The organism is Mesorhizobium sp. P2_F8 (assembly GCF_056403655.1).
In genome coordinates this window covers 111,035-134,593 of record NZ_JBFUFB010000008.1, presented here as the reverse complement: position 1 = coordinate 134,593, position 23,559 = coordinate 111,035, and the positions used below count along the sequence as shown (strand labels likewise).

At 64.9% G+C, this 23,559-nt stretch carries 22 protein-coding genes and 2 tRNA genes; 17 read left to right on the top strand and 7 right to left on the bottom strand.

Annotated elements, in window-relative coordinates:
* Positions 1-3 precede the first annotated feature (3 nt).
* Positions 4-1,605: a cisplatin damage response ATP-dependent DNA ligase gene (locus AC1DZP_RS20735; protein ID WP_477305014.1), complete on the top strand. Its 1,602-nt coding sequence runs from the start codon at positions 4-6 to the stop codon at positions 1,603-1,605.
* A gap of 24 nt (positions 1,606-1,629) precedes the next feature.
* Here the strand turns inward: AC1DZP_RS20735 and AC1DZP_RS20730 are convergent, their stop codons facing one another.
* Positions 1,630-2,802, bottom strand: a complete 1,173-nt coding sequence (locus tag AC1DZP_RS20730; RefSeq protein ID WP_095082516.1) for a hypothetical protein — start codon at positions 2,800-2,802, stop codon at positions 1,630-1,632.
* A 331-nt stretch (positions 2,803-3,133) separates the two neighbouring features.
* On the opposite strand from AC1DZP_RS20730, the gene AC1DZP_RS20725 reads away from it, so the two are divergent.
* A tRNA-Thr gene (locus AC1DZP_RS20725) sits at positions 3,134-3,209 on the top strand.
* Between the two features lie 88 nt (positions 3,210-3,297).
* On the opposite strand, the gene AC1DZP_RS20720 is transcribed toward AC1DZP_RS20725, so the two are convergent.
* Positions 3,298-3,373, bottom strand: a tRNA-Cys gene (locus AC1DZP_RS20720).
* A 150-nt stretch (positions 3,374-3,523) separates the two neighbouring features.
* On the opposite strand from AC1DZP_RS20720, the gene AC1DZP_RS20715 reads away from it, so the two are divergent.
* The 8 genes from AC1DZP_RS20715 (at position 3,524) to AC1DZP_RS20680 (ending at position 9,191) form a co-directional block, all read left to right on the top strand.
* Positions 3,524-3,712, top strand: a complete 189-nt coding sequence (locus tag AC1DZP_RS20715; RefSeq protein WP_095082538.1) for a YodC family protein — start codon at positions 3,524-3,526, stop codon at positions 3,710-3,712.
* Positions 3,713-3,947: 235 nt separating this feature from the next.
* Complete coding sequence (locus tag AC1DZP_RS20710; protein WP_477305013.1) at positions 3,948-4,376, top strand: EF-hand domain-containing protein; 429 nt, start codon at positions 3,948-3,950, stop codon at positions 4,374-4,376.
* Positions 4,377-4,421: 45 nt separating this feature from the next.
* A complete protein-coding gene (locus AC1DZP_RS20705; protein ID WP_477305011.1) occupies positions 4,422-4,964 on the top strand; it encodes an RNA polymerase sigma factor in 543 nt (180 codons plus the stop codon).
* Between the two features lie 38 nt (positions 4,965-5,002).
* Positions 5,003-5,455: a hypothetical protein gene (locus AC1DZP_RS20700; RefSeq protein WP_477305009.1), complete on the top strand. Its 453-nt coding sequence runs from the start codon at positions 5,003-5,005 to the stop codon at positions 5,453-5,455.
* Positions 5,452-5,907 carry a periplasmic heavy metal sensor gene (locus AC1DZP_RS20695; RefSeq protein WP_477305007.1) on the top strand — a complete coding sequence of 152 codons (456 nt, stop codon included), beginning with the start codon at positions 5,452-5,454 and terminating at the stop codon, positions 5,905-5,907. Before AC1DZP_RS20700 ends, AC1DZP_RS20695 begins: the two co-directional genes overlap by 4 nt.
* Positions 5,908-6,011: 104 nt before the next feature.
* Positions 6,012-6,290 (top strand): GCG_CRPN prefix-to-repeats domain-containing protein, encoded by a 279-nt coding sequence (locus tag AC1DZP_RS20690; RefSeq protein ID WP_095084283.1) that lies wholly within the window; start codon positions 6,012-6,014, stop codon positions 6,288-6,290.
* A 119-nt stretch (positions 6,291-6,409) separates the two neighbouring features.
* Positions 6,410-7,906, top strand: coding sequence for a DUF1800 domain-containing protein (locus tag AC1DZP_RS20685; protein WP_477305005.1), 1,497 nt, complete (start codon positions 6,410-6,412; stop codon positions 7,904-7,906).
* A gap of 49 nt (positions 7,907-7,955) precedes the next feature.
* Complete coding sequence (locus AC1DZP_RS20680; RefSeq protein ID WP_477305003.1) at positions 7,956-9,191, top strand: DUF1501 domain-containing protein; 1,236 nt, start codon at positions 7,956-7,958, stop codon at positions 9,189-9,191.
* 12 nt (positions 9,192-9,203) lie between these two features.
* Here AC1DZP_RS20680 and AC1DZP_RS20675 read toward each other — a convergent pair whose 3' ends face one another.
* Genes AC1DZP_RS20675 through AC1DZP_RS20655 form a run of 5 tightly spaced genes read right to left on the bottom strand, consistent with a single transcriptional unit; the run spans position 9,204 to position 15,818 of the window.
* Positions 9,204-10,766, bottom strand: a complete 1,563-nt coding sequence (locus AC1DZP_RS20675) for an indolepyruvate oxidoreductase subunit beta family protein (RefSeq protein WP_477305001.1) — start codon at positions 10,764-10,766, stop codon at positions 9,204-9,206.
* The gene (locus tag AC1DZP_RS20670) at positions 10,759-12,912 is read right to left on the bottom strand and encodes a thiamine pyrophosphate-dependent enzyme (protein ID WP_477304999.1); all 2,154 of its coding nucleotides are present in this window, start codon (positions 12,910-12,912) and stop codon (positions 10,759-10,761) included. Before AC1DZP_RS20670 ends, AC1DZP_RS20675 begins: the two co-directional genes overlap by 8 nt.
* A gap of 44 nt (positions 12,913-12,956) precedes the next feature.
* Positions 12,957-13,439: a MarR family winged helix-turn-helix transcriptional regulator gene (locus tag AC1DZP_RS20665; protein WP_111544741.1), complete on the bottom strand. Its 483-nt coding sequence runs from the start codon at positions 13,437-13,439 to the stop codon at positions 12,957-12,959.
* Positions 13,439-15,010: a phytoene desaturase family protein gene (locus AC1DZP_RS20660; protein WP_477304997.1), complete on the bottom strand. Its 1,572-nt coding sequence runs from the start codon at positions 15,008-15,010 to the stop codon at positions 13,439-13,441. Before AC1DZP_RS20660 ends, AC1DZP_RS20665 begins: the two co-directional genes overlap by 1 nt.
* Before the next feature lie 16 nt (positions 15,011-15,026).
* Positions 15,027-15,818 carry a cyclase family protein gene (locus tag AC1DZP_RS20655; protein WP_477304995.1) on the bottom strand — a complete coding sequence of 264 codons (792 nt, stop codon included), beginning with the start codon at positions 15,816-15,818 and terminating at the stop codon, positions 15,027-15,029.
* Between the two features lie 119 nt (positions 15,819-15,937).
* On the opposite strand from AC1DZP_RS20655, the gene AC1DZP_RS20650 reads away from it, so the two are divergent.
* The 7 genes from AC1DZP_RS20650 to AC1DZP_RS20620 all read left to right on the top strand — a co-directional run bounded on the left by AC1DZP_RS20650 (position 15,938) and on the right by AC1DZP_RS20620 (position 23,469).
* Positions 15,938-17,512, top strand: a complete 1,575-nt coding sequence (locus AC1DZP_RS20650; protein ID WP_477304993.1) for a phytoene desaturase family protein — start codon at positions 15,938-15,940, stop codon at positions 17,510-17,512.
* 110 nt (positions 17,513-17,622) lie between these two features.
* The gene (locus tag AC1DZP_RS20645) at positions 17,623-19,152 is read left to right on the top strand and encodes an ABC transporter substrate-binding protein (protein WP_477304991.1); all 1,530 of its coding nucleotides are present in this window, start codon (positions 17,623-17,625) and stop codon (positions 19,150-19,152) included.
* 90 nt (positions 19,153-19,242) lie between these two features.
* A complete protein-coding gene (locus tag AC1DZP_RS20640) occupies positions 19,243-20,250 on the top strand; it encodes an ABC transporter permease (protein WP_477304989.1) in 1,008 nt (335 codons plus the stop codon).
* Positions 20,243-21,091, top strand: a complete 849-nt coding sequence (locus tag AC1DZP_RS20635; RefSeq protein WP_477304987.1) for an ABC transporter permease — start codon at positions 20,243-20,245, stop codon at positions 21,089-21,091. The genes AC1DZP_RS20640 and AC1DZP_RS20635 overlap by 8 nt, the downstream gene beginning before the upstream one ends.
* On the top strand, positions 21,088-21,966 hold the full coding sequence (locus AC1DZP_RS20630; RefSeq protein ID WP_095082565.1) for an ABC transporter ATP-binding protein: 879 nt from the start codon (positions 21,088-21,090) through the stop codon (positions 21,964-21,966). The genes AC1DZP_RS20635 and AC1DZP_RS20630 overlap by 4 nt, the downstream gene beginning before the upstream one ends.
* The gene (locus AC1DZP_RS20625; RefSeq protein ID WP_477304984.1) at positions 21,959-22,792 is read left to right on the top strand and encodes an ATP-binding cassette domain-containing protein; all 834 of its coding nucleotides are present in this window, start codon (positions 21,959-21,961) and stop codon (positions 22,790-22,792) included. Before AC1DZP_RS20630 ends, AC1DZP_RS20625 begins: the two co-directional genes overlap by 8 nt.
* A gap of 77 nt (positions 22,793-22,869) precedes the next feature.
* A complete protein-coding gene (locus tag AC1DZP_RS20620; protein WP_477304982.1) occupies positions 22,870-23,469 on the top strand; it encodes a VOC family protein in 600 nt (199 codons plus the stop codon).
* Positions 23,470-23,559: the final 90 nt, after the last annotated feature.

Genomic DNA, 23,559 nt, shown 5'->3' with positions numbered 1-23,559 from the left:
GGCATGAACCGCTTCGCCGAACTTCTCGATCGCCTGGTGCTGACGCCGTCGCGCAACGGCAAGCTGACCTTGCTGACCGATTATTTCCGCAGCGTGGAGGATCCCGATCGTGGCCTGGCGCTGGCTGCCATAACCGGCGATCTCAGCATCGCCGCGGTCAAGCCGGCGATGCTGCGCACCCTGGTCACCGAGCGCATGGACCCGGTGCTGTTCGGCTATTCCTACGACTATGTCGGCGATCTTGCCGAAACGGTGTCGCTGGTCTGGCCGCAAACGCCCGGAAACATCCCGAACCGCGAGCCGACGCTCGGCGAGGTCGTCGCCAGGCTGCAGGCGGCAAGCCGCTCCGACGGGCCGAAGGTGCTGGCCGGGCTGCTCGACAGCGCCGGCATCTCGGCGCGCTTTGCCATCATCAAGCTGGTCACCGGCGGCCTGCGCATCGGCGTGTCGGCGCGGCTGGCCAAGCAGGCGCTGGCGGATTTCGGCAAGGTCGACGTCACCGAGATCGAGGAACTTTGGCATGGGCTGTCGCCGCCTTACACGGCGCTGTTCGCCTGGCTGGAAGGCAAGGCCGAAAAGCCCAGGAATACGGCGATGGCCCTGTTTCGCCCGGTCATGCTGTCGAACCCGGTCGGCGACGGCGATCTCGAAAAGCTCGACCCCGCGGACTATGCAGCCGAATGGAAATGGGACGGCATCCGCGTCCAAGCGGTGGCCGAAGGCGGTATCCGCCGGCTCTACTCTCGCACCGGCGACGATGTCTCCGGCGCCTTTCCGGATCTCGCCGATGCCATGCATTTTTCCGCAACGCTGGACGGTGAACTGCTGGTCGGCGATCCCAGGCGGGCGACCCGCACCTTCTCGGACCTGCAGCAAAGGCTGAACCGCAAGACGGTGACGCCGAAGATGCAGCAGCAATTTCCAGCCTTCATGCGCTGCTATGACGTGCTGCAGATCGGCGACGAGGATTTGCGCGCGCTGCCGTTTCGTGAGCGGCGCGGCCGACTGGAAAGCTTTGTCGGCACTCTCGACCCGAGCCGTTTCGATCTTTCGCCGTTTGTCGACTTCGCCGACTGGCAGGCGCTGGAGGAACTGCGCCGGGCGCCGCCGCATCCGATCATCGAGGGCGTCATGCTGAAGCGCTGGGACTCGCCCTATGTCGCCGGGCGGCCGAAAGGCCCGTGGTTCAAATGGAAGCGCGATCCGCACACGGTGGATGCCGTGCTGATGTATGCCCAACGCGGCCATGGCAAGCGCTCGAGCTTCTATTCGGACTACACGTTCGGCGTCTGGTCCGGCGGCGAAGGCGAAGAGGAACTGGTGCCTGTCGGCAAGGCCTACTTCGGCTTCACCGACGAAGAGTTGAAGCAGATCGACAAATATGTCCGCGACAACACGGTCGAGCGTTTCGGGCCTGTGCGCTCGGTGCGGGCCGACCGCGACAACGGCCTGGTGCTGGAAGTCGCCTTCGAGGGCCTCAACCGCTCGACCCGGCACAAATCCGGCGTCGCCATGCGCTTTCCCCGCATCTCGCGGTTGCGCTGGGACAAGCCGGCCAACGAGGCCGACCGCATCGAGACGCTGCAGGCGCTGCTCGATCGCTAGGTCGCATATGCTGCACGGATGCGCTTACGGCTCGACCGAGACCCGGATTTCGTAGATGTCCGCCGCCTTGCCCTGTTTGTCGAAGTCGGAATTGACGGCGATCGTGCCGGCCGAGCCCGGGTGCTTCTTGGGAAACTGCACGTCGAACAGATATTCGTTCTGCTGCTGGCCGACCGCGTAGCGCTTGCGGCCGCAGTCGCCCAGTTCGCCGAAGTTGCAGTCGACGGAAATCTGCGTCTCCTTGCCTTCTTCGGAGCGGGCAATGATGTCGAACACGGCATGCTTGCCGGCGAGCTGTTCCAGCACGCCTTGCCCGACATCGAAGCTGATCGCCGAACCGGAGGCGCCGGAACGGATGCGCAGGAACGACCCGGTGTCGTCCTTCATCACTTCGGCCTTGGCATCCGACGGGGCGCTGACATGCGACGCGTCGGTTGGCGAAAACACGTTGATCCAGTCGCGCGACTGGTCCGCGGCACCGGGCTTTGCCGGGCCGGTGTCGCCATCGGCCGGTGTGAAGTCGTCGTCGTTGACGGTCGGCGGCGCTTCGGGCGGAGCGGTGTCGAGCTGCGCCTGTGTCTTGAACACACCGGTCTGTACGGCGAAGAACAGGCCGATACCGACAGCGGCAAGCAGAGTGACAGTCAGGAAGATGGCGGTCAGCGGCAGGCGACGCCCCCTTATGCGCCGTTCATCGCGATCGGGCGCCACTTCCGTCGCGGCCTCGGCCGAGTCGGGAGCAGACATGTCGATGGCTGGCGCGCCCGGAAGGCCGGCGTCCGGCATGATGTCGGGAACGACTGGCAGCACACGCGAGCGAGGCGCATCGGAGGCGGATTGCACGGGCTCGTCAACGACAACGACGGGTGATGCCGGTTGCCCGGTCTCAACCGCAGGAGCGGGGTCCGCAGCCACCTCGACCGCAGGAGCCGGGTCCCCACCAAGCTCGACCGCCGGCGCATCACCCTGTGGGCCGACATCCGGCACCGCCGGCAGATACTCGGATTCGATTTCGGTGATTTTCGCCTGTATCGCCTTGCGGCGCTTGATGGCGACTTCCACCGTCACGTCGGGATTGGCCTGGAGCGCACGGTCGAGCGCGGCAAAAGCCGATCTATAGACCCTTTCGCGGAACGCGCGGTCCTCGGCGTTGCCTTTCTCGAAGGCATTCCGGATCGCCTTTTCGATTGCGTCCAAGCGGATCCCTCTGCACGTTTGCCCAACCTTGCCATGATCGTTAGCCGCAGGCGACCAATCAATCAACGGGCGAGCGGCGCATTCTGCCTTGTCAGGGTGTGCAAAGTCCATTCCGACGCTGTTCCGGCAACGAAATCAGCGTGTTTCATCAATTTTCACCAGCAGGAGGGTGCGAACCGCGCGAGCCTGACTCGGCGACCGATTGGCGAGCAAACGCGACAGACGGCTTTCGACGGCCACATAGACCCTTGCATGAATTGCCAAGTCGCATCTTGAATTCGCCGCCGGTTGAGTCTATCACCCCCGCATCTTGGAGGCTCTGGCCTCCCGGGCCGCTTTAGCTCAGTTGGTAGAGCACATCATTCGTAATGATGGGGTCAGGTGTTCGAGTCACCTAAGCGGCACCATTCCTTCAAGCAGCAATCAATGGCGCCGTCACTGGGCCGAGCCTCGGCTCCGGCCGTTCGCTGCTTTTGTCGGACAGGTAAGTGAGGATGGAGGCCTCGCCTCGGGATCGAACCGAGGCTTCAGAGATTTGCAGTCTCCAGCGTAGCCGCTCCGCCACGAGGCCATCGCTGTCCAAGTAGCAGCCTAATATTTACGGAAAGGTTAAGGCCGAACCGCCGCTGGAGCAACGGCTTGCGGCGTCGGCGAGGCATATCGGCCATTGTCGAGGCCCTGGTTTGGTGTGAAACTCGGAGCCTCTGAATGGAGGTCGAAAATGCCCAACAATTTCAAGACCGGAGACGTCGTCAGGCTGAAGTCCGGAGGCCCGAAAATGACCATAAGCGACGGCGCGGCCTCGGGCATATTCATGTGCCATTGGTTCAACCGCGAGGGTGACGTGTGGACCCCGCAACATGCCGGCTTCAAGCCAGACCAGCTGGTCGCGGCCGACCAATCAGACTAGGTCCCTGCCGACGCGGTTTTGCTTGAACCGGCGCCAAACCTGGCACGGGTTCACGTCCAGCGCTGAGGCGCAGGGTTTGGCACGTCAATGCGGCCATCGACGGAGCCCTTGCATCCAGGAAATGCGTCCGAAACAAGATTGCGCGACCGACGGATTTCCCCCGCCGCGGCGTTTAACGGTTGAAGCGTGACCTCGGCTCAAGCCGTGGCCACGCGCCAACCGGAGACGCCAACGCATGATACGTCGTTCGATACTTGCCGCTGCCATGAGCCTGCTGACCGTAGCGGCTCTCGCCCAGACAGCGACGCAGCCGCCTGCCGCGACGCCGCCGGTTGCCGCACCGGCCACGCCAAAGGCCAGGTCCGACATCACGCTGGCCAAATTCCAGAAGCGGCGCGAGAAAGCGATCATGGCTGCCGACACGGATGGCGACGGCAAGATCAGCCTGCTGGAATGGGAAGCCTTTCAGGCCAAGCGCAACATCAAGGGCGACCCCGTCAAATCCTTCGCGCGTCTCGATTCCAACCATGACGGCTTCATCGACCGCGCCGAACTCGATGCCTTCTTTGCCAAGCGCTTTGCCAGGCTCGACAAGAATGCCGACGGCGTCCTGACGGCCGACGAACTGCCGGGCCACAAAACCGCTCCCAAGCAGGAGCAATGACCAAGAGGCAATGACGTGCGATGAACATCGGGAGTGCGCCGGCTGATGAGCGCCGATCCGGACGAGGAGCTGGTTCGCCGCGTCGGCGCCGGCGATCCGGCAGCCGTGCAGACGCTCGTCGCGCGCAAACTGCCTCGCATCCTGGCGCTTGCCGTGCGCATGCTCGGCGATGCTGCGGAGGCCGAGGATGTCGCGCAGGAGACCTTCGTGCGGATCTGGCGCCATGCCTCGGGCTGGCGACGCGGCAATGCGCGCTTCGACAGCTGGATCCACCGGGTGACGCTGAACCTCTGTTACGACCGGCTGCGCCGCAAGCGCGAATGGGTGACCGACGACCTACCGGAAATGGTCGACCCGGCCGCACTTCCCGATGCCCATCCGCAGGAGGACGCGCAGCGGCTCGAACGAGCGCTGCAAGGCATAGCGCCGCGCCAGCGCGAAGCGATCGTCCTGGTCTATTACCAGGAGATGTCCAACGTCGAGGCGGCAGCAACCCTGGAGATCAGCGTCGACGCCCTGGAGAGCCTGCTTTCGCGCGGCCGGCGGTCGCTGCAGGCGATCCTGGCCAGGGACCGCGTCGATGAGTGAGAACCGGGCAAGCGGCGCCGATGGGCAAGGGGAAGACCATGGCTGAAGGGTCCAGGAACGAACCGGCAATAGATGCCACGCGCTTTGCGGCCCTGGCAGAGGCCTATGGCAGTGACTTGCGGCGATGGCCGGAGGCCGAACGGATAGCCGCCGCGATCTTTGCGCCGAGCGAGACTGGCCAGGCCATTTTGCAGCATGCCGGGAGACTTGACGCCCTGCTGGACGGCTACCGCGTCGGCGCGCCCGACAAGGCCCTGCACGGCAGCATCGTGCAGGCCGCCGGCCGGTACCTCGCCCAACGCCGGCGTCAGCGGTTCTGGTGGCTCGGACTGGGGCTTGCCGGCATTGGCCTGGCCGGCGCTGTCGCCGGATTGGCCCTGGTGAGCATCGTCACGCCCGAGGTCCAGCCGGACCACTATGTGCTGGACGCCAATGCGACGGCGTTCGGCGACGCCAGCCCGGAGCGCGACGCGATCGAGGAAGACCTATGAACATGAGCCGAAACCTTGTCACCCTGTCGGTGGTGCTCAACGTCTTCCTGGCCGGGGCGCTTGCCGGCGGGGCCGTCTGGATAAGAAGCGGCAAGTCAGGTCAGGGCTACTCATTGGAGACGGCCGGTGGCCGGCTTCCAGAGCAGGATCGCTCGGTGTTCCGCGAGGCGTTGCGCGACGTTCGCCGCGAATCCCGTCAGGTCATCCTCGACGGCCAGCAAGCCAGGCGCGAGGCGGCAGACCTGCTGCGACAGCCGGTTCTGGACGCGAAGGCCCTGTCGGCGGCGCTGGAGCGGGCGCGCAATGCCGACCTCACCGTGCGCATGCGGCTTGAGCAGCGCATCGTCGAGTTCGCGACGGCAAGTTCCGCCGAGGGCCGCCGCGTGCTGGCGGAAGGGCTAACCAGACGCGCGGGGTCGCAACTGTCGGCGGTGCCAAAAAAATCGCCGTGACGACCGACGGAAAACGCCGACGACGCCGTTTAACAGGAGAAGGGCAGGACCTGCCGGACCATGTGCGTGCAGGTTTTCAACCTCGGACACTTCGGAGTATGGCCATGAATTATTTGACAAAATACGTGCTCACCGCGGCTCTCGCCGTGACCGGAACGGTTGCGACGGCCGCGGCATCCTCGGCGATGCCAATGGCGCCGCTTGCCGCGCCGGCGCTGGTCGAGCATGCCGCCTGGGGCTGCGGTCCGGGCTGGCATCCCAATCCCTGGGGACGCTGCGTGCCCAATCGTGTGGTGGTCTACCCTCGTTACATCTATCGGCATGGCCCGGCCTTCTACGCCTGGCATCGGCACCATGTCTGGCACCGCCGGCATCACTGGTAGGATGCGCGTCGGCGGTCGGCCACTCCATGCCGGCCTCCTCCCGCTGTTGACTATGCACGAAACGGCTCGAACGAGCCTCATGCGCCAGGCGCTTGAGGCTCAGGCGATGGAGAGCTGACTTGACTGTCCCGGCCTCCAATTCCCTGCCGCCAGATCCGGTACTCGTCGCATTCAACCGCTTCGGCCTTGGTGCAAGGCCCGGCGACCGCGAGATGCTGGCCGGCGACCCGCGCGGCTATCTCAGGGCGGAACTGCGGCAAGCCGATATCGCCATGATCTCGCTCGACGATCCGGCCTATGCCGGCTTGCTAGGCAGCACGCCGGCCATCCAGGCCAGCATGGCGGCAAATTTCCGGCTCCAGCGCGAGCGCATGGCCGCCGCAGCAGCGCAGCCAGCGACGGCGAGCGCCCAAGCTGTGCCCGCACAGGCCCTGCCCGCCCAGATCACGCCAGCCCACCTCGCGCTTGCGCCTGCGCCGACCGACAAACACGTCGTGCCGCAGGTCGAGGCGACGTTGTTCCGGGCGGAAGCACAGGCGCGCTTCGACAAGGCCATTTGGGCGAAAACCGGCTTCGTCGAACGGCTCGTCTGTTTCTGGTCGAACCATTTCTGTGTTTCGGTGGCGAAGGACATCCTCATTGAAGCCAGCGCCGGTGCCTTCGAGCGGGAGGCCATCCGCCCTTTCGTGCTCGGCCGCTTTGCCGACATGCTGCTGGCGGTGGAGCGTCATCCGGCGATGCTGCTCAATCTCGACAACCAGCAGTCGGTCGGCCCGGACTCTCGTGCGGGTAGCAATCGCAAGCGCGGGCTCAATGAAAACCTCGCCCGTGAAATCCTGGAGCTGCACACGCTCGGCGTCGGCAGCGGCTACAGCCAGGCCGATGTCACCAGTTTCGCACGCATCCTCACAGGCTGGACGATGGCCGGGCGCGACGGGCGGCTGGGCGAGCCCGGTGATTTTGTCTTCAACGCAAACGCACATGAGCCGGGGGATGCGGTGCTGCTCGGCAAGACCTATCCTGCCGGCGGCATGGGACAGGCGGAGGCCGCGCTCAACGATATCGCCCGCCACCCGGCAACGGCCCTGCATATCGCCACCAAGCTGGCCCGCCATTTCATCGCCGACACGCCGCCGCCGTCTGCAATCGCCCGCCTCGCCAAGGTCTTCGCCAAGACCGACGGCAATCTGCGGGCGCTGGCCGCCGCCCTCATCGCCATGCCGGAGGCGTGGTCGACGCCGTTGGCGAAGATGCGGTCGCCCTTCGACTATGTCGTCGCCATCCGAAGGGCGACCGGCCCCGGTCCGGCCAACGATCCCGGCCAGTCGCTCGGCTGGCTCAACGCGCTGGGCGAGCCGATGTGGCAGCCGCCGGGACCGAACGGCTTTCCGGACGGGGCCGACGGCTGGGCATCGGCGGAGGGCATGAAGGTCCGCCTCGATATCGCCTGGCAGGCAGCGCGGCAGGCTAGGGATATCGGCAATCCCAACGACATGCTCGATGCGCTGATTGGCCCTGCCGCCTCAGCGGAGACGAGGCAAGCGATCGCAAGGGCCGAATCCAAGCAGCAAGGGCTGGCGCTGTTGCTGATGGCTCCGGAATTCCAACGACGATAATTCCAGCGCAGATAGTTCCAGCGAAGATCGCTGCCGTGGAGACGAAATCATGAGCCTGCTGTGCGAAACACCGGATCCCTCCCGCCGCGCGATATTGATGGCCGGCGGCGCATTGTTTGCCTGGGCCTACATGCCCCGCTTTGCCCGCGCCGCCGACAATCGCGATCCGCGCCTGATCGTCATCGTGCTGCGCGGCGCGCTGGACGGGCTCTCGGCGGTCGGTCCGGTCGGCGATCCCGACTATGCCGGCCTGCATGGCGACATCGCCCTGTCGCTAGGCGGTCCGCATGCGGCGCTGCCGCTCGACGGCTTCTTCGCGCTCAATCCGGCGATGCCGGTGTTTGCGCGGCTGTATCGGAATAACCAGGCGGCGGTCGTGCATGCGGCCGCGACCGGCTATCGCGAGCGCTCGCATTTCGATGGCCAGGATGTGCTGGAAAGCGGCTTTGCCGGTCCCGGACATGTCACGACCGGCTGGCTCAATCGGGCGCTGGAAAGCCTGCCAGCGGGCGACCGCGTGGCAACGCTTGGCGGTCTGGCCGTCGGGCCGTCGACACCGCTGGTGATCCGTGGGGCGGCGCCGGTGCTTGGCTGGGCGCCGCTATCGCTGCCGGCGCCCAGCGACGGGCTCGCGTCACGCGTTCTCGATCTCTACCAGCATCGCGATCCCATTCTCGCCGTGGCCCTGCAAAAGGGACTCGACGCCGACCGGATGGCCGTAGACGACAAGATGGGCAAGACAATAAAGCCGAAGGGCGGCCTCGACAGCGCGGCGGGGATGCGGCAGGCGGCACAAGGCGCCGCCAGGCTGATCGCGGCCGATGACGGGCCGCGCGTTGCAGCCCTGGCTTTCGATGGCTGGGACACGCATGTCAATGAAGGCGGTGCGACCGGCCGGCTCGGCACCCTGCTCGGCGGCCTCGACGGCGTCTTCGAGGAATTCGAGAAGGGCTTGGGCGAGCGCTGGAAGGACACCGCGATCGTCACCATCACCGAGTTCGGACGCACAGCGCAGGTCAACGGCACCGTCGGCACCGATCACGGCACCGGCACCGTGGTGCTGCTGGCCGGCGGCGCGATCAAGGGCGGCCGCGTCATCGCCGACTGGCCGGGGTTGAAGCCGGCTCAGCTTTACGAACAACGCGATCTCGCGCCGACCAGTGATGTCAGGGCAGTGCTGAAAGGGTTGCTTGCCGATCAGTTCGGCCTTTCCGCCGCGGTCCTCGGCGACAGGGTGTTTCCCGATTCCGCCGCGGTGAAGCCGATGCGAGGGCTCGTCGCCTGAAGTAGCCTTGCTTCAGAGCGACGCCACGGTCTTCAACGCGCCGTCGAGCATGTCGCCCTTCTCGTCCTTCAACGCTGCCTCGCGCAGGCGACGGATCCAGTCGGCGGCATCCGGGCGGCCCTTGACCAGATCGAGCGCCGACAGCACCCGGTCGAATTTCGACTGGGCGCGGACGTGGGTGTCGCTGTAGCCCTTGATCAGCCGGCGGCAGTTGAGGATTTCGACGGCCAGCGCGTAGTCCGCCGGCACGTAGCCAAGCGCCAGCGTGTACCAGCGTTCGAGATGCGCAGTCTCCACCTGGTGACGCAGCAGACTGCGGCGCCAGCGGCGCAAGCCGCCGATGAACCAGAGCGCTGCAAAGCCGGCGAAACTGTCGGTGCGGATGCGACGGCCATGGTTGATGCGGCGGTCGAGAAAGGCGGCGAGCTTCGGCCGGCTCTCGATGTAGCTGCCTAAGTTTGCCGGCAAAGTACCGCAGAACTCCTCGATGCGCGGATGGAAATATTCGGTCACCTGGAGGATCGAACCGTCCTTGACGCCGACCTCGCGGCGCACCCGCCGGTCGCGCGTCGAGCGCGTCTTGAGATCGGCGACACGGATCATGTCGTCGTAGCACATGGCGTTGGCGAGATGCTTCGCGGCAGCGACCGACAAGTCATATCCGCGATCCGGCCCGTCCAGCGCGATGGCCTTGTCCAGCCGGTCGAGATATTCGCCCCCATAGGCGACGTCCTGATAGTCGACGACCTTTCTCAGACCCCTGAGCGCCATGTCGCGCACCGCCTCGGGCATCACATCGATGCGGGCGGTCAGCGCCTGCCAACCTTGCAGCAGGCTCTGCGGCCCAATCACATGCCCAGCGCCCAGCGCAGATCCGACAATCGCCGGCTCTGCCTTCTTTGGCGTCGGAGCCGCCGTGCCGCGCGCGCGATCAAACGCAGCACCGAAAGCGGCGAGGCTGGCCTTCGCACCGCGGCCGCCGGCACCGATCGCCTGCTCGTAGCTTTCGCGGGTGAACGGCAGCGCGTCGGAACCGGCCAGCGCGCCAAGCAGGCTGGCCGAGATCATCGAGCCGTTGTCGGCGGCGATCTTCTCCATGTCGAAAGCGATGAAGCGCTTCGATGCGGCTTCCGCCGTTGCATGCACTTTCGACGAGGACGCCCGGCCGTCGCCCGGTTCGATCTTTTCCGACACGGCGGCGATGCGGTGCGACGAGGCGATCAGCGTCGTGCGCTCGGGCGTGACGAAGCCGCGGATGATGGCGCGGCCGGCCTCCATCAGCTCCGCCGCGATCAGGATGTCGACGTCGCCTTGCGAGGGGGACAGCGCGAAGACCGGCAAGCGGCCGGTGTCGCGGGCCATCTCGACATAGTAGATGGTGGCACCGGTGCGCTGGGCGACGCCGGCGACCGAGGTCGATTGCGCGACGTAGCCATTGCGCTCGGCGACGTCGGTGATCCAGTCGGCCAGCACGCCGCCACCCTGGCCGCCGACCGCCAGCACGGCAAGCTTGATGACGCGCTCGTCGTCGTGAGCGCCGGCTCGGGGGCGAAATGGCGGGACAGCGTCAAGCATCGGCGAAGGTCAGGCGCCGGCTCTCGCGGCGCCGCTGCAACAGGTTGATGGTGGCGCGCCGCGCCGCTTCGAGGAAGCGGTCCCAGCGGCCCGGATTGTGGACGACATCGGCGCGATAGAACGATGGGCACAGCACCGCCGCATCGGCGACCTCGCCGCAATTGCCGCAGCCGACGCAGCTCTGGTCGATATGGGCCACGGGATCGTCGCGCAGCGGATCGTCGAGCGACTTCACCGACAGCGACGGGCAACCGGACAGCCGCATGCAGGCATGGTCACCGGTGCAGATGTCTTCGTCGATGCCGAACTTCGGCTTCACCACGCGCTCGCCACCCTTGATCGCCTTGTCGACAAGGGGCTTTTCGCGGCGCTGCCGGTTGAGCATGCATTCGGACGAGGCGACGATAACCTTCGGCCCCTTCTCCTCCGTCGTCAGCGCCTCGCGCAGCGTGTCCTGCATTTTGGTCACGTCGTAGGTGCGGTCGATGTGGCGCAGCCATTTGACACCCATGCCTTTCACCGCCTCGGTGATCGGATGCTTGGTCGACTTGGTCTTGTTGCCCGCGCGCGACGACAGAATATCCTGCCCTCCAGTGGCGGCGGAGTAAAAATTGTCGACGATGACGATGACGCCATCATTCTTGTTGAACACGGCGTTACCGATCGAGGAGGTCAGGCCGTTGTGCCAGAAGCCGCCGTCGCCGACGAAGGAGATCGAGCGGCGCTTGGCGTCGGGCGATTTGAACGCCGAGGCAGACGCGGGTCCCAGCCCATAGCCCATGGTGGTGGCGCCGAGCTCGAAGGGCGGCATGATCGAGAACAAATGGCAGCCGATGTCGGAGGCGATGTGGTGCTTGCCAAGTTCCTGCTCGACCAGCTTGGTGGCGGCAAAGATCGGCCGTTCCGGGCAGCCGATGCAGAAGCCCGGCGGACGGCCCGGCACGACATTGATCAGATCAGCGGTATCGACGCCGTCGCCGACCTTGTTGGGCGCGCGCACCTCGCCCGGCAACAGATGCGGTGCCTCGGCGCGCAGGAAGGCACCGATGCCGTCGAGCATGACCTGGCCGGTGTATTCCCCGGCCATCGGCAGATGCTCCTTGCCGACCAGTCTGGTGCCGCGCCCGGCCTTGTGCAGCATGGCCGCAAACGCCTGCTCGATGTAGTTGGGCTGGCCTTCCTCGACGACCAGCACGGACTGCTTGCCCTCGCAGAAGGATAGGAACTCGTCGTCGATCAACGGATAGACGGCGTTGAGCACATAGAGCGGCACATCAGTGTCGCCATAGGTGTCGGCGAGGCCGAGCCGCTGCAGGGCGCGGATGACCGAATTGTACATGCCGCCCTGCATGACGATGCCGACCGAGCCATGATCCGAGCCGAACATCTCGTTGATCTTGTTCTTGCGGATGAAATCCACCGCCGCCGGCCAGCGCTTCTGCACCTTCTCCTTCTCGTGCAGGAAGGAGGCGGGCGGCAGCACGATGCGGCCGGTGTCGCGGCGTGGCGCGTCGAGCGCATCGGCCACCGTCATCGGCGGCCGCTTGTTGTCTTTGGCGATGAAATGGCCATGCACATGGCAGCAGCGGATGCGGACCTGCAGCATGACCGGCGTGTTGGAAATCTCCGACAGCTCGAAACCGTCCTCCACCGCCTTGACGATCGACGGCAAATTGGGGCGCGGGTCGAGCAGCCAGACCTGGCTCTTCATGGCGAAGGCGTGGCTGCGCTCCTGCATGATCGAGGAGCCCTCGCCATAATCCTCGCCGACAATGATCAGCGCGCCACCGGTGACGCCGCCCGACGCCAGATTGGCGAGCGCATCGGAGGCGACATTGGTGCCGACGGTCGACTTGAAGGTCGCCGCCCCGCGGATCGGGTAATGCACCGATGCGGCCAGCATGGCGGTGGCGGTGGCTTCCGAAGCGCTGGCTTCGAAATGCACGCCGAGCTCGCCCAGAATGTCCTGCGCGTCGGCCAGCACGTCCATAAGATGGCTGATCGGCGCGCCCTGATAGCCGCCGACATAGCCGACGCCGCATTGCAGCAGCGCCTTGGTGATGGCGAGAATGCCTTCGCCGGCAAATTCCTCGCCGGAGCCGAGCCGCAGCTTTTCGACTTCCTTGGCAAAAGACCGTTCGGCCATTTTCTTCTCCCTTCCGTTACCGCCGGCGCCGGCGGCGCGTAGGTCTAGATGTCGTGCTTGCGAATGTTTTTGAGCATCTTCAAAAGTGTGGCGATGAGCGCTGAATATTCGGCGTCGTCGATATCGTCGAACATCGCCTCGAACGCGTCATGCATGGCCGGCCAGGCGCGGGTGAACTCGGCGCGGCCATCGTCGGTCAGGAAGACATGGCGGATGCGGCTGTCGGTGACCCCTTGCTCGCGCCGCACCAGGCCCTGGCCCTCCAGAGTGTCGAGCGTCCGGCTCAAGGTCGACTGCTCGATCACCGTATAGACCGAAAGGTCGTTGACGGTGATGCCGTCGGTGACCGACAGCACGGCCAGCGTGCGGACCTGCGGAATGGTAAGCCCCTGTTTGCGGAAATCGTCGCGCAAAGTGGCGTTGTAGCGGCCCATGATGCGGTTCATCAAATAGGGCGCGAATTGCTGCAGGCCGATCTGCCCCAAGGTGGAAATGCGCTGGCGCTTTTCCGCGACCTTCTGTTCCATCACAGCCTCCCCGCCAGGAGAAAGCCGGAGCCGCCGCCGAGGCCGGCACCCGGATGGGTCGAGGCGCCGATATGATGGAGGCCCTTGATTCCGGTCTGATGGTTGCGGCTGGTCTTGAACGGCCGCCACAGGAACGACTGGTCGATGGTCGACGAGCCGCCATAGGGATCGCCGCCAACCAGATTGATGTTCATTGTTTCGAGATCGGCTGGCGAATAGGCGCGGCGCGCGATGACGCTGTCCTTGAAGCCGTCGATATGGCTGGCGAGGATGGCCTCGACGCGGTCGGCATAGGCTTCGCGCAGCGTCTCGGTCCATTGGCCATCGGCCGGTGCCCCCAGCTTGCTGGCGGCGTCGCCCTTGATGTGCCGCGGTGCCTCGGGCAGTTGCAGCCACAGGATCGCCTTACCCGGTGGGCAGCGTGAGGGATCGAGCGCATGCGGCTGGCCCACGCAGATGGTCGGAACCTCCGGCAGCATGCCGCGCGCCGCCTCGTTGCAGGCCTTCGACACGCCATCCAGTCCCGGCGTCAGGTGCAGCAACGCGACCTTGTCCAGGCCTTCGCCGCGCCATGCCGGCGGCCTGTCCAGGGCGTAGTGGATTTGGAAATTGCCTTTGCCGTAGCGGTACTTCCGCGTCGCCTCGGCATCGTCCTTTGGGGCATCGGTGCCGAGCAGCCGGCCATAGAGTTGCGTCGGCGTGACCGAGCAGATGACGCTCTTCTTCGCATTGACCGTTTCGCCCGAGGCCAGCCGCACGCCGGTGGCGCGACCTCCAGTCAGGATGATGGAGGCAACGTCCGCTTCGGTGGAGATGACACCGCCGCGCTCGGTGATGAGCGCCTCGAAGGCTGACAGCAGGTTCTTCGCCCCGCCCTTGACGATCGGCGCGCCGGCCGCCTCCAGTGCAAAGGCGATGACCTTGGCGATCTGGCCGGAGAAAGCATCTTCCGGTCCGAGCCCGGCATGCAGCACCCAGGGTGCCCACAGCGCGCGGATGGTTTCCGACTGGTAGGTGCTTTCGAGCCAGTTGCGCGCCGGCACCAGCGCTTCGCCGAGAAAGGCGGCAAGGCCACGCGGCCCGCGCCGCCAGCCGTCGCCAGCCAAAAGCTTTGCCGTTGGGTAGGACCACAGGCTGCCGCCGAGCAGGCCGAACAGCAGGCCGGCATTGCGTTCGATGCCACCGACATCGTCTGCATGCCGGTCGCCATCGCCCGCGGCGACGGCATTGAGCGCCGCGATGTTGGCGGCGCGGTCGGTGCCGAGGACGGCGTGGCTGCCGTCCGGTCGCAGCACGCCGGTCGGCGTGCCGGTGTGGCAGAACTCCAGCCCGTGCCGGGCGAGGTTGGCGCCCAGCGCCGCAAAGGCCGGTGAGGTGATGAACAGCACGAAGGTCGTCGCCATCACGTCATGGATGAAGCCGGGCGCGGTGATCTCCTCGGTGCGCATGCAGCCGCCAATGCGGTCGTTGCGCTCGAGGACGAGCACCTTCGCGCCCTTGCCGCCAAGCATCGCCGCGCAGACCAGCGCGTTGATGCCGCTGCCTACGATGATGTGATCCGGCTGGCTCACGTCAAAACGCTTTCGCTTAGCCCTTCGGAACAAGCGCCAGCGCGCGGATCGGGCTGCCGGTGCCATGTTCGATCTTGAGCGGCGCCGCGATCAGGATCGCACCCTTCGGCGGCAACTGGTCGAGGTTGCAGAGGCTGGCAAGCCCATAACGGTTGGCCTTGTGTATCAGCGTATGCGCCGGGAATGGTGGCTCCATGCCACCGGCCTTGCCGGCGTCGGTGCCGATCGTCTCGCTGCCCCAGCCCTTGATGTCCTTGCTGATCAGGAACTGGATGGTTTCCGCCGTCGGACCCGGCGTGTGCGGGCCGGTCTCGTTGGCGTTGAGGAACTCGGCTTCGGAGCCATTGCGCTTGTACCAGTCGGTGCGCATCACCACCCATTCGCCGGCATTGATCGCGCCATGCTTGGCTTCCCACGCCTTGACGTGGTCGACGGTGAGCAGGAAATCGTGGTCGGCGGCGGCTTCCTTCGAGCAGTCGATGACATTGACAGGGCCGACGAAGTTCTGAGCCGGAATGGTGTCGGTGGCGCCGTCTGGATAATCCTTGCCGGTGATCCAATGCTGCGGCGCATCGAAATGCGTGCCCGAATGTTCGCCGAGCTTCAGCCAGTTCCACGCCCACCACGGGCCGTTCTTGTCATAGCGGGAGATGTTATGGATTTCGATCTTCGGCGTGTCGACGGCGAGTTCCGGCGGCAGCTTGATCAGTGGCGTATTGGGGCCGAGCGGCGCCGACAGGTCGACCACCTTGATGGCGCCTGAAAGAAGCTGGCCGGCGACTTCGCCGAGGAGTTTTTGGGTGTCCATGGTCTCTGTTCCCTCTTTCGTGATGATGATCAAGGCTCGTCTCGGCCCTTAATATCCTACTAGACGAAAACATATGCATCTGCAATTATCTTTAAGCATAAAGGAAATGGGAACGGGGCGTGAGCGAGTTCGACGCCATCTTTGTCGGAGCCGGCCACAACAGTCTGGCATGCGCCGCGCATTTGGCGCTCAAAGGCTGGAAAACCGGGATTTTCGAGCGCAGTGCAACAATCGGCGGCGCCGTCCAGACCCGCGAATTCACCCTTCCAGGCTTCCGCCACGATTTCGGTGCGATGAATTTGAGCTTGTTTGCCGGCTCGGCCTTCCATCGGAAATATGCAAATGAATTGAACCGCCAAGGGCTGGAGTTCGCGCCGGTCGCCGACTGTTTCGCCAGCGCCTTCCCGGACGGACGCTGGTTCGGCGTCAGCAACGACATGGAAAAGACCGCCTCGCGCATGACCGCCTTTTCAGCCGCGGATGCCGCAACATGGCGCAGGCTGGTCGCCGCCTTCCCGGCGGAGGCCGAGCATCTGTTCCGGCTGCTGGGATCACCGATGAGCGCCCGCGCGCTTGCCGGCACGGCATGGAACCTGTGGCGCAAGAAGGGCATGTCCGGCTCGCTCGATACCGGCCGGCTGCTGCTGTCGTCGCCTCGCGCCTGGTTGGAGGAGACTTTCGAGTCGCCTCATGTGCGGGCAACGCTTGCCACCTGGGGCATGCATCTCGACTTCGCTCCCGACATCGCCGGCGGCGCCGTGTTCCCCTACCTGGAATCGATGGCCAACCAGAGTTTCGGCATGGTGCTGGGCAAGGGCGGGGCAGATACCATCATCCGGGCATTGTCCGGCATGGTCACGTCTACCGGCGGCAAGATCGTCACCGGTGCCGACGTGGCGGAGATCACGGTTTCCGCCGGCAAGGCGACCGGCGTGCGGCTCGCTTCCGGAGAGACGCATACCGCGACCAAGGCAGTCATCGCCGGAGTGGCGCCCAGCGCGCTGACCGGTAAGCTGCTGCCCAATGGTTCGGGTGACGCCGGCTTCGACACGGCGATGAAAAAGTTTCGCCACGCACCCGGCACGATGATGATCCATCTGGCGCTCGACGACCTGCCGGACTGGCGCGCCGGCGCCGAGTTGCGGCAGTTTGCCTACGTGCATCTGTCTCCCTCGCTCGACGCCATGTCGCGCACCTATCAGCAGGCGATGGCGGGCCTGCTGCCGGACGAACCCGTGCTGGTTGTCGGCCAGCCGACGGCGATCGACCCGACACGAGCGCCCGCGGGCAAACACGTGCTGTGGGTGCAGGTGCGCATGCTGCCCGCCGAAATCCTGGGAGATGCGGCCGGCAAGATCGCACCCGCGCATTGGGACAAGGTCAAGGACAACTACGTCGAGCGCGTTCTCGACATCATCGAGAGCTACGCGCCCGGCCTGCGCAACAAGATCCTTGGCCGGGCGGTGTTTTCACCCATCGACCTGGAGCGCGAGAACCCGAACCTCGTCGGCGGCGACCAGGTCTGTGGCAGCCACCATCTGGCGCAGAATTTCCTGTTCCGTCCGGCGCGCGGTTTTGCGGGCTGGAACACGCCAGTGGCGCATCTGCATCTCACGGGGGCCGCGACATGGCCAGGCGCAGGTACCGGTGCCGCCTCAGGCTACATGCTCGCGCAACAACTTGGCGGGAGGTAGGAGCCTAGGATTTTCTGGGTGAAGAAGGGCAAGGCGCTGCTGCCCAAGGAGCCTGAAACGATGAACTGAGATCGCCGCGCAAAGACAATAAACCAACAAGGGGAACGACCATGACAATCAACAGACGCGAATTGCTCGGATACAGTGCCGCGGCACTCGGGGCGGCCGCTATCGGCCTGCCGCAGATCGCTAAGGCCGCTGCCGGCGAACTGACCATCGCCTATAACGTCAACCTGCCGTCCTGGGATCCGACGACCGGACCTTCGGCCGTCAACCCGACGATCCAGGGCCTCTACCAGTCGGTGTTCGACCAGTACATCCCGCAAAAGCCGGACCTTTCCTTTGCGCCGGGCCTGCTCACCGAATGGGGCTGGAACGACGACCGCACGAAGATCATGATGACGGTGCGCGAAGGCGTGACCTGGCATGACGGCTCGCCGTTCACGGCCGAGGACGTGGTCTGGTCGCTGCAGCGGGCGGGTGACGAAAAGACCGGCAACCCGATCCAGTTCGTCTGGAAGAACGTCAACAATTTCAAGATCGACGGCAACAAGATCACCGGCGATGTCGTGCAGTTCGACCCGGTGTATTTCAAATGGATGTCGTTCCTGACCGGCTACATCATGCCCAAGGCCTATTACGAGAAAGTGGGTGCGGAAGGTTTCGAGAAGGCGCCGATCGGCACCGGCCCCTACATGGTGGAAAAATTCGAGCGCAACGCCTTCCTGCGGCTGAGAGCCAATCCGAACTACTGGGGCGGCAAGCCGGCCTTCGAGAATGTGACGATCAAGTTCGTTGCCGATGCGGCAAGCAGGGTCGCCGAAATCGAGTCCGGCTCCTCTCAGGTGACGCTCGAAATCCCTTATGAGGAGTACGACCGGCTGATCGCCAAGGACGGGCTTGCCGGCTCGTGCAAGAACGTCTCCGATATCGGCATGATCTTCTTCAACGACATCGAGGCGATGCTGGACAAGAACGTCCGCCAGGCAGCTGTGATGTCGATCGACAAGAAGCTGCTGGTCGACCGCCTGCTGCGCGGCTACGGCCAGCCGATCGACACGCTGGAGACGCCGGAATACACGGCTTACGATGCGTCGATCAAGGTCGAGCACAATCCGGAAAAGGCCAAGGAACTGCTCGCTGCTTCCGGTTATTCGCCGGAAAAGCCGGTCAAGTTCACCATACAAACGACCAAGGGCTTCAAGCCCAAGGACTACGAGATGATCCAGGCGATCGTCGGCATGTGGCGCAAGGTCGGCATCGAGGCGACGATTGAGGTCTACGAGATCGCCAAGCACTACGAGCTGCGCGCCGCCGACAAGCTGGCGCCGGCCGCGTTCTACAATTGGGGCAATGCCATCGGCGATCCGACCACCTCGACCGGTTTTGCCATGTATGGCCCGAGCCCGCATTCGGTGTGGGACAGCCAGGATCTGATCGACATGATCAACCCGCTATGGGGCGAGAAGGACGAGGCCAAGCGCATTGCCGGCTGGAAGGCGGTCGACAAATACATCGCCGAGCAGGCCTATGTGCTGCCGCTGATGCAGTATGCGCAGCCGATCGTGCATGCCAAGGGAGTCAATGTCGTCCAGCACGTGTCCGGCGCGTTGCTGCCGGCCCTGATGACTCCGGCCTGATATCGGCCTGGGATTGCCGCGCGCCGTCCATCGCGACGGCGCGCATTTCCTATCCGGCACACGAGCCAGCGGGCTCATGCAAAGATCTACATGCTTCTGCAAAGATTCCTGATCCGTCTTCTGACGATGCTGGTGACGCTGTTCGGCGTTGCCGTCGTCGTCTTTGTCGTGATCCGCGTTGCTCCGGGCGATCCGATCGCAATGATGCTGCCGCCCGGCGCCACAGACGCCGACATCGCCCGGCTGCGCGCACTTTATGGGCTCGACAAGACCATCGTGCAGCAGTTCTTCATCTGGCTGTCCGGCGTTGTCAGGGGCGATTTCGGCACCTCGATCTCGCTGCGGCAGGATGTGCTCAGTCTTGTCTTCAACCGGCTGCCGGCGACGCTGGAACTCGCCATCGTTGCCCTTCTGATGGCGGTGACGATCGGCGGCACGACCGCGATCCTCGGTGCGCGCGAACGCGGCACGGCGGTCGAGGCCGGCATCGATATCGCCAGCGGCGCAGCGCTTTCCATTCCCGACTTCCTGTGGGGCCTGGTGCTGATCCTGCTGTTTGGCGTGCTGGTGCCGATCTTCGACATTTCCGGCCGGGTGTCGCCGCAGCTCGACCTGCCCTTCGTCACACAGTTTTATCTGGCCGAGAGCATCCTGAGACTCCGCTTCGATCTCACCTGGGATCTCCTCAAGCATATGCTGATGCCCGCCGTTGCGCTGGCACTGCCGCTGGCGGCGATCATTTCGCAGCTGTTGAAACAGTCGCTGAAGGAAGTGCTCGACCTCGACTATGTCGTGCTGGCGCGGGTGAAAGGGTTTTCGGAAACGCAGGTCATCCTGCGCGAAGCGCTGAAGAACGCCGCCCTGCCCACGCTGACGCTTGTCGGCGTGCAGTTCACCTTCCTGATCGGCGGCACGGTCATCGTCGAACGGCTGTTTTCCTATGAAGGCCTCGGCAATATGGCGATCGATGCGGTCATTAACCGCGACCTGCCGCTGATCCAGGGCATCGTGCTGGTGTTCGCGCTGCTGTTCGTATTGATCAACCTCACCGTCGACATGATGTATGCGCTGCTCAATCCGAGGCTGCGCCATGGATGAGGGGCGCGCTCCGAGGCGCGGTGTATCGCCACGCTTGTGGCTGGCCGGCGGCTGGTTGCTGCTGGCGCTGCTGGCCGCGATCTTCGCGCCGCTGGTCGCGCCCCAGGATCCGCTGGCGCAGGATTTGATGCTGGAGCGGCTGCCGCCGTTCTGGATGAGCGGCGCCGAGCCGGGCTATTGGCTCGGCACCGACAGCCTCGGCCGCGATCTGTTGTCGCGGCTAATCTTCGGCGGCCGAATCGCCTTTATTGTCGCCTTCGCCGCCGCCATCGCCACGTGCCTGGTCGGCTCGACGCTCGGGCTGATATCGGGCTATTTCGGCGGCTGGGCCGACCGCATCATCTCGCGCATCGTCGATGTCTGGATGGCCTTCCCGCCGGTGCTGTTCGCCATCCTGCTGGTCGCCGTGCTCGGCACCGGCCTGAGTTCGGTCATCATCGCCATCGCCGTCATCGACTGGACGCGTTTCTGCCGGGTGATCCGCGCCGAGACGATGGGCCAGTCGCGCATGGACTATGTCGAGAATGCCCGCATCGCCGGCTATGGCCGCATCGGCATCATGCTGCGCGAAGTGCTGCCCAATGTAGTGCCGTCGATCGTGGCGCTGCTGTCGCTGGAAATGGGCATCGCCGTCATCGTCGAGGCGATCCTCTCCTTCGTCAATCTGTCGATCTCGACCGACGATCCGACCTGGGGCGGTATCATCGCCGAGGGCCGGATTTCCATCCACCAGGCCTGGTGGGTGCTGGTGTTTCCGCTGATCACGCTGATCCTGACGGTGCTGTCGTTCAGCCAGTTCGGCGAGGCGTTGAAGACGCGTTTCGACCCGGTGTTGCGATGAGCGCTTGCCTCGACATCAGGGACTTGAGCGCCGTGCTGCCGAACGGCCAGCGCGTGCTGCGCTCGGTGTCGCTCTCCGTGCAACCGGGCGAGGTCCGCGCGCTGGTTGGCGAGAGCGGCGCCGGCAAGACGATGATCGGCAAGGCGGTGCTTGGCGTCTTGCCGTCGAGCGTGCGCATTGTCGAGGGCGACATGCTGCTTGAGGGCGAAGACCTCGGCAGGTTGGAGCCAAAGGCAAGGCGCACGCTGATCGGTGCACGCACGGCGCTGATCCCGCAGGACCCGCTGACCGCGCTCAACCCGTCACGTCGCATCGGTTCGCAGATGACCGACCGGCTGGTGCGGATCCTGGGCTGGAGCGGTGAGAGGGCCGATACCCGAATCCGCCAATTGCTCGACGAGGTGCAGATCCGCGACCCCGATCGCGTGCTGAAGAGCTACCCGCACGAGCTTTCCGGCGGGATGCGCCAGCGCGTGCTGATCGCCGCCGCCTTCGCCGCCGAACCACGGCTGATCGTCGCGGACGAACCGACGACTGCACTCGACGTCACCGTGCAGAAGCAGATCCTGCGGCTGATCGCGCAGTTGCAGCGCGACCACGGCACGGCGATCCTGTTCGTCACCCATGATCTCGGCGTCGTCGCCAAGATCAGCCAGAAAGTTTCGGTGCTCTATGCCGGCAAGGTGGTCGAAGAGGCCGAGACTGCTGCCCTCTTCGCTGCCCCACAACACCCCTACACGCGGGCGCTGATGGCCGCGACACCGCGCTACACCGATCCGTTCGCCTCGTTGAAGCCGGTGGACGAGGCGGTCCTGGCCGGGCTTGCCGCCGAGATCGCCGCCGCCGACCAGGCCTGGAGGCGGCCCCATGGCTGAGCCGCTGTTCAAGGTGAGCGGGCTGAAGGTCGCGCTGCCCGACTTGACACGCAAGCCGCTGATCGGCCGCGCGCCGCTGGCCGAGATCTTGAAAGGCCTGGACTTCGACCTGCCCAGGGGCTCGGTGACCGGCATTGTCGGCGAATCCGGATCGGGCAAGTCGACCCTCGGCCGCGCCCTGGTGCGCCTGCTGGAACCCAGCGCCGGCAGCATCAACTTCGACGGCCGCGACATCACCCATCTGCCGGAAGCGGAGCTCAGGCCATTGCGCCGCAACCTGCAGATGATCTTCCAGGATCCGATGTCGTCGCTCAACCCGCGCCGCACCATCGCCAGCATCATCGCCGCACCACTGAAGCAGAATGGGCTTGGCGACAATCTGAAGGCGCGCGTCGCCGAGGCCTTGCTGCGCGTGGGCCTGCCGCAAAGCTTCGCCAGCCGCTACCGCCACGAACTGTCGGGAGGCCAGCGCCAGCGCGTCGGCATTGCGCGCGCGCTGGCGCTGTCGCCGAAATTCGTGCTCGCCGACGAGATCGTCTCCGGCCTCGACGTGTCGACCCAGGCGCAGATCCTCACCCTTCTGGAAAAGCTTGCGGCCGAGATGGGCCTGACCGTCGCCTTCATCAGCCACGATCTGTCTGTCATTCGGCGGCTGTGCCGGCAAGTGATCGTCATGCGCGAAGGTGTCATCGTGGAAGCCAGCGCCACCGATGCCCTGTTCGACAACCCCCGGCAAAGCTACACGCGCGACCTGATAGCAGCCATTCCGCTGCCCGAAATCGATGCCGGCTGGCTGGACATTTCTTCCGCCGCCAAGGCGACATGAATGCATACGCACGCCGAAAAGCGGGCCTCGGACGTGCGACCGCCAATGACCAGGCCCGCCCATGGAGGAGGACTGACATGAAGACGATACTTCGAAACGCCACGCTCACCGCCGCTATCCTTGGCAGCGCCGGCATTGCCGCCGCCAGCTCGATCCCCGGCATGCGCGGCCACGATCACACCGGCACCACCGTTCCCGACATGAAGCAGGCGGTCGACTTCTTCACCGAGGTGGCCGGCTGCAAGAAGGCGATGTCGTTCGGCCCGTTCGCCGACGACAAGGGCACCTTCATGCAGGACGTGCTGGGCGTCGACAAAAAGGCGGTGATCGAGCAGATCACCATGGTTCGCTGCGGCACCGGATCGAACATCGAATTGTTCAAATACACCGCGCCCGACCAGAAGGATCTGACACCGAAGAACAGCGACATAGGCGGCTTCCACATCGCCTTCTATGTCGATGACGTCGCCGCCGCCAAAGCCTATCTCGACGCCAAGGGCGTCAAGACGCGCATGGGGCCGATACCGGTTTCCGAAGGGCCGGCCGCCGGCCAGACCATTCTCTATTTCCAGGCGCCGTGGGGTCTGCAACTGGAAGCGATCAGCTACCCCTCGGGGATGGCTTACGAGAAAGGCGCCGAGACCGTGCTGTGGAGCCCGAAGAACCCGGAAAAATGATTGGAAGGCGCGCTTGCGCCACGTCACGCAAGCGCGCCTCCGTGATATCCAGATAATCATTTCGATATGAAACTTTAAGCTTGAAATAAT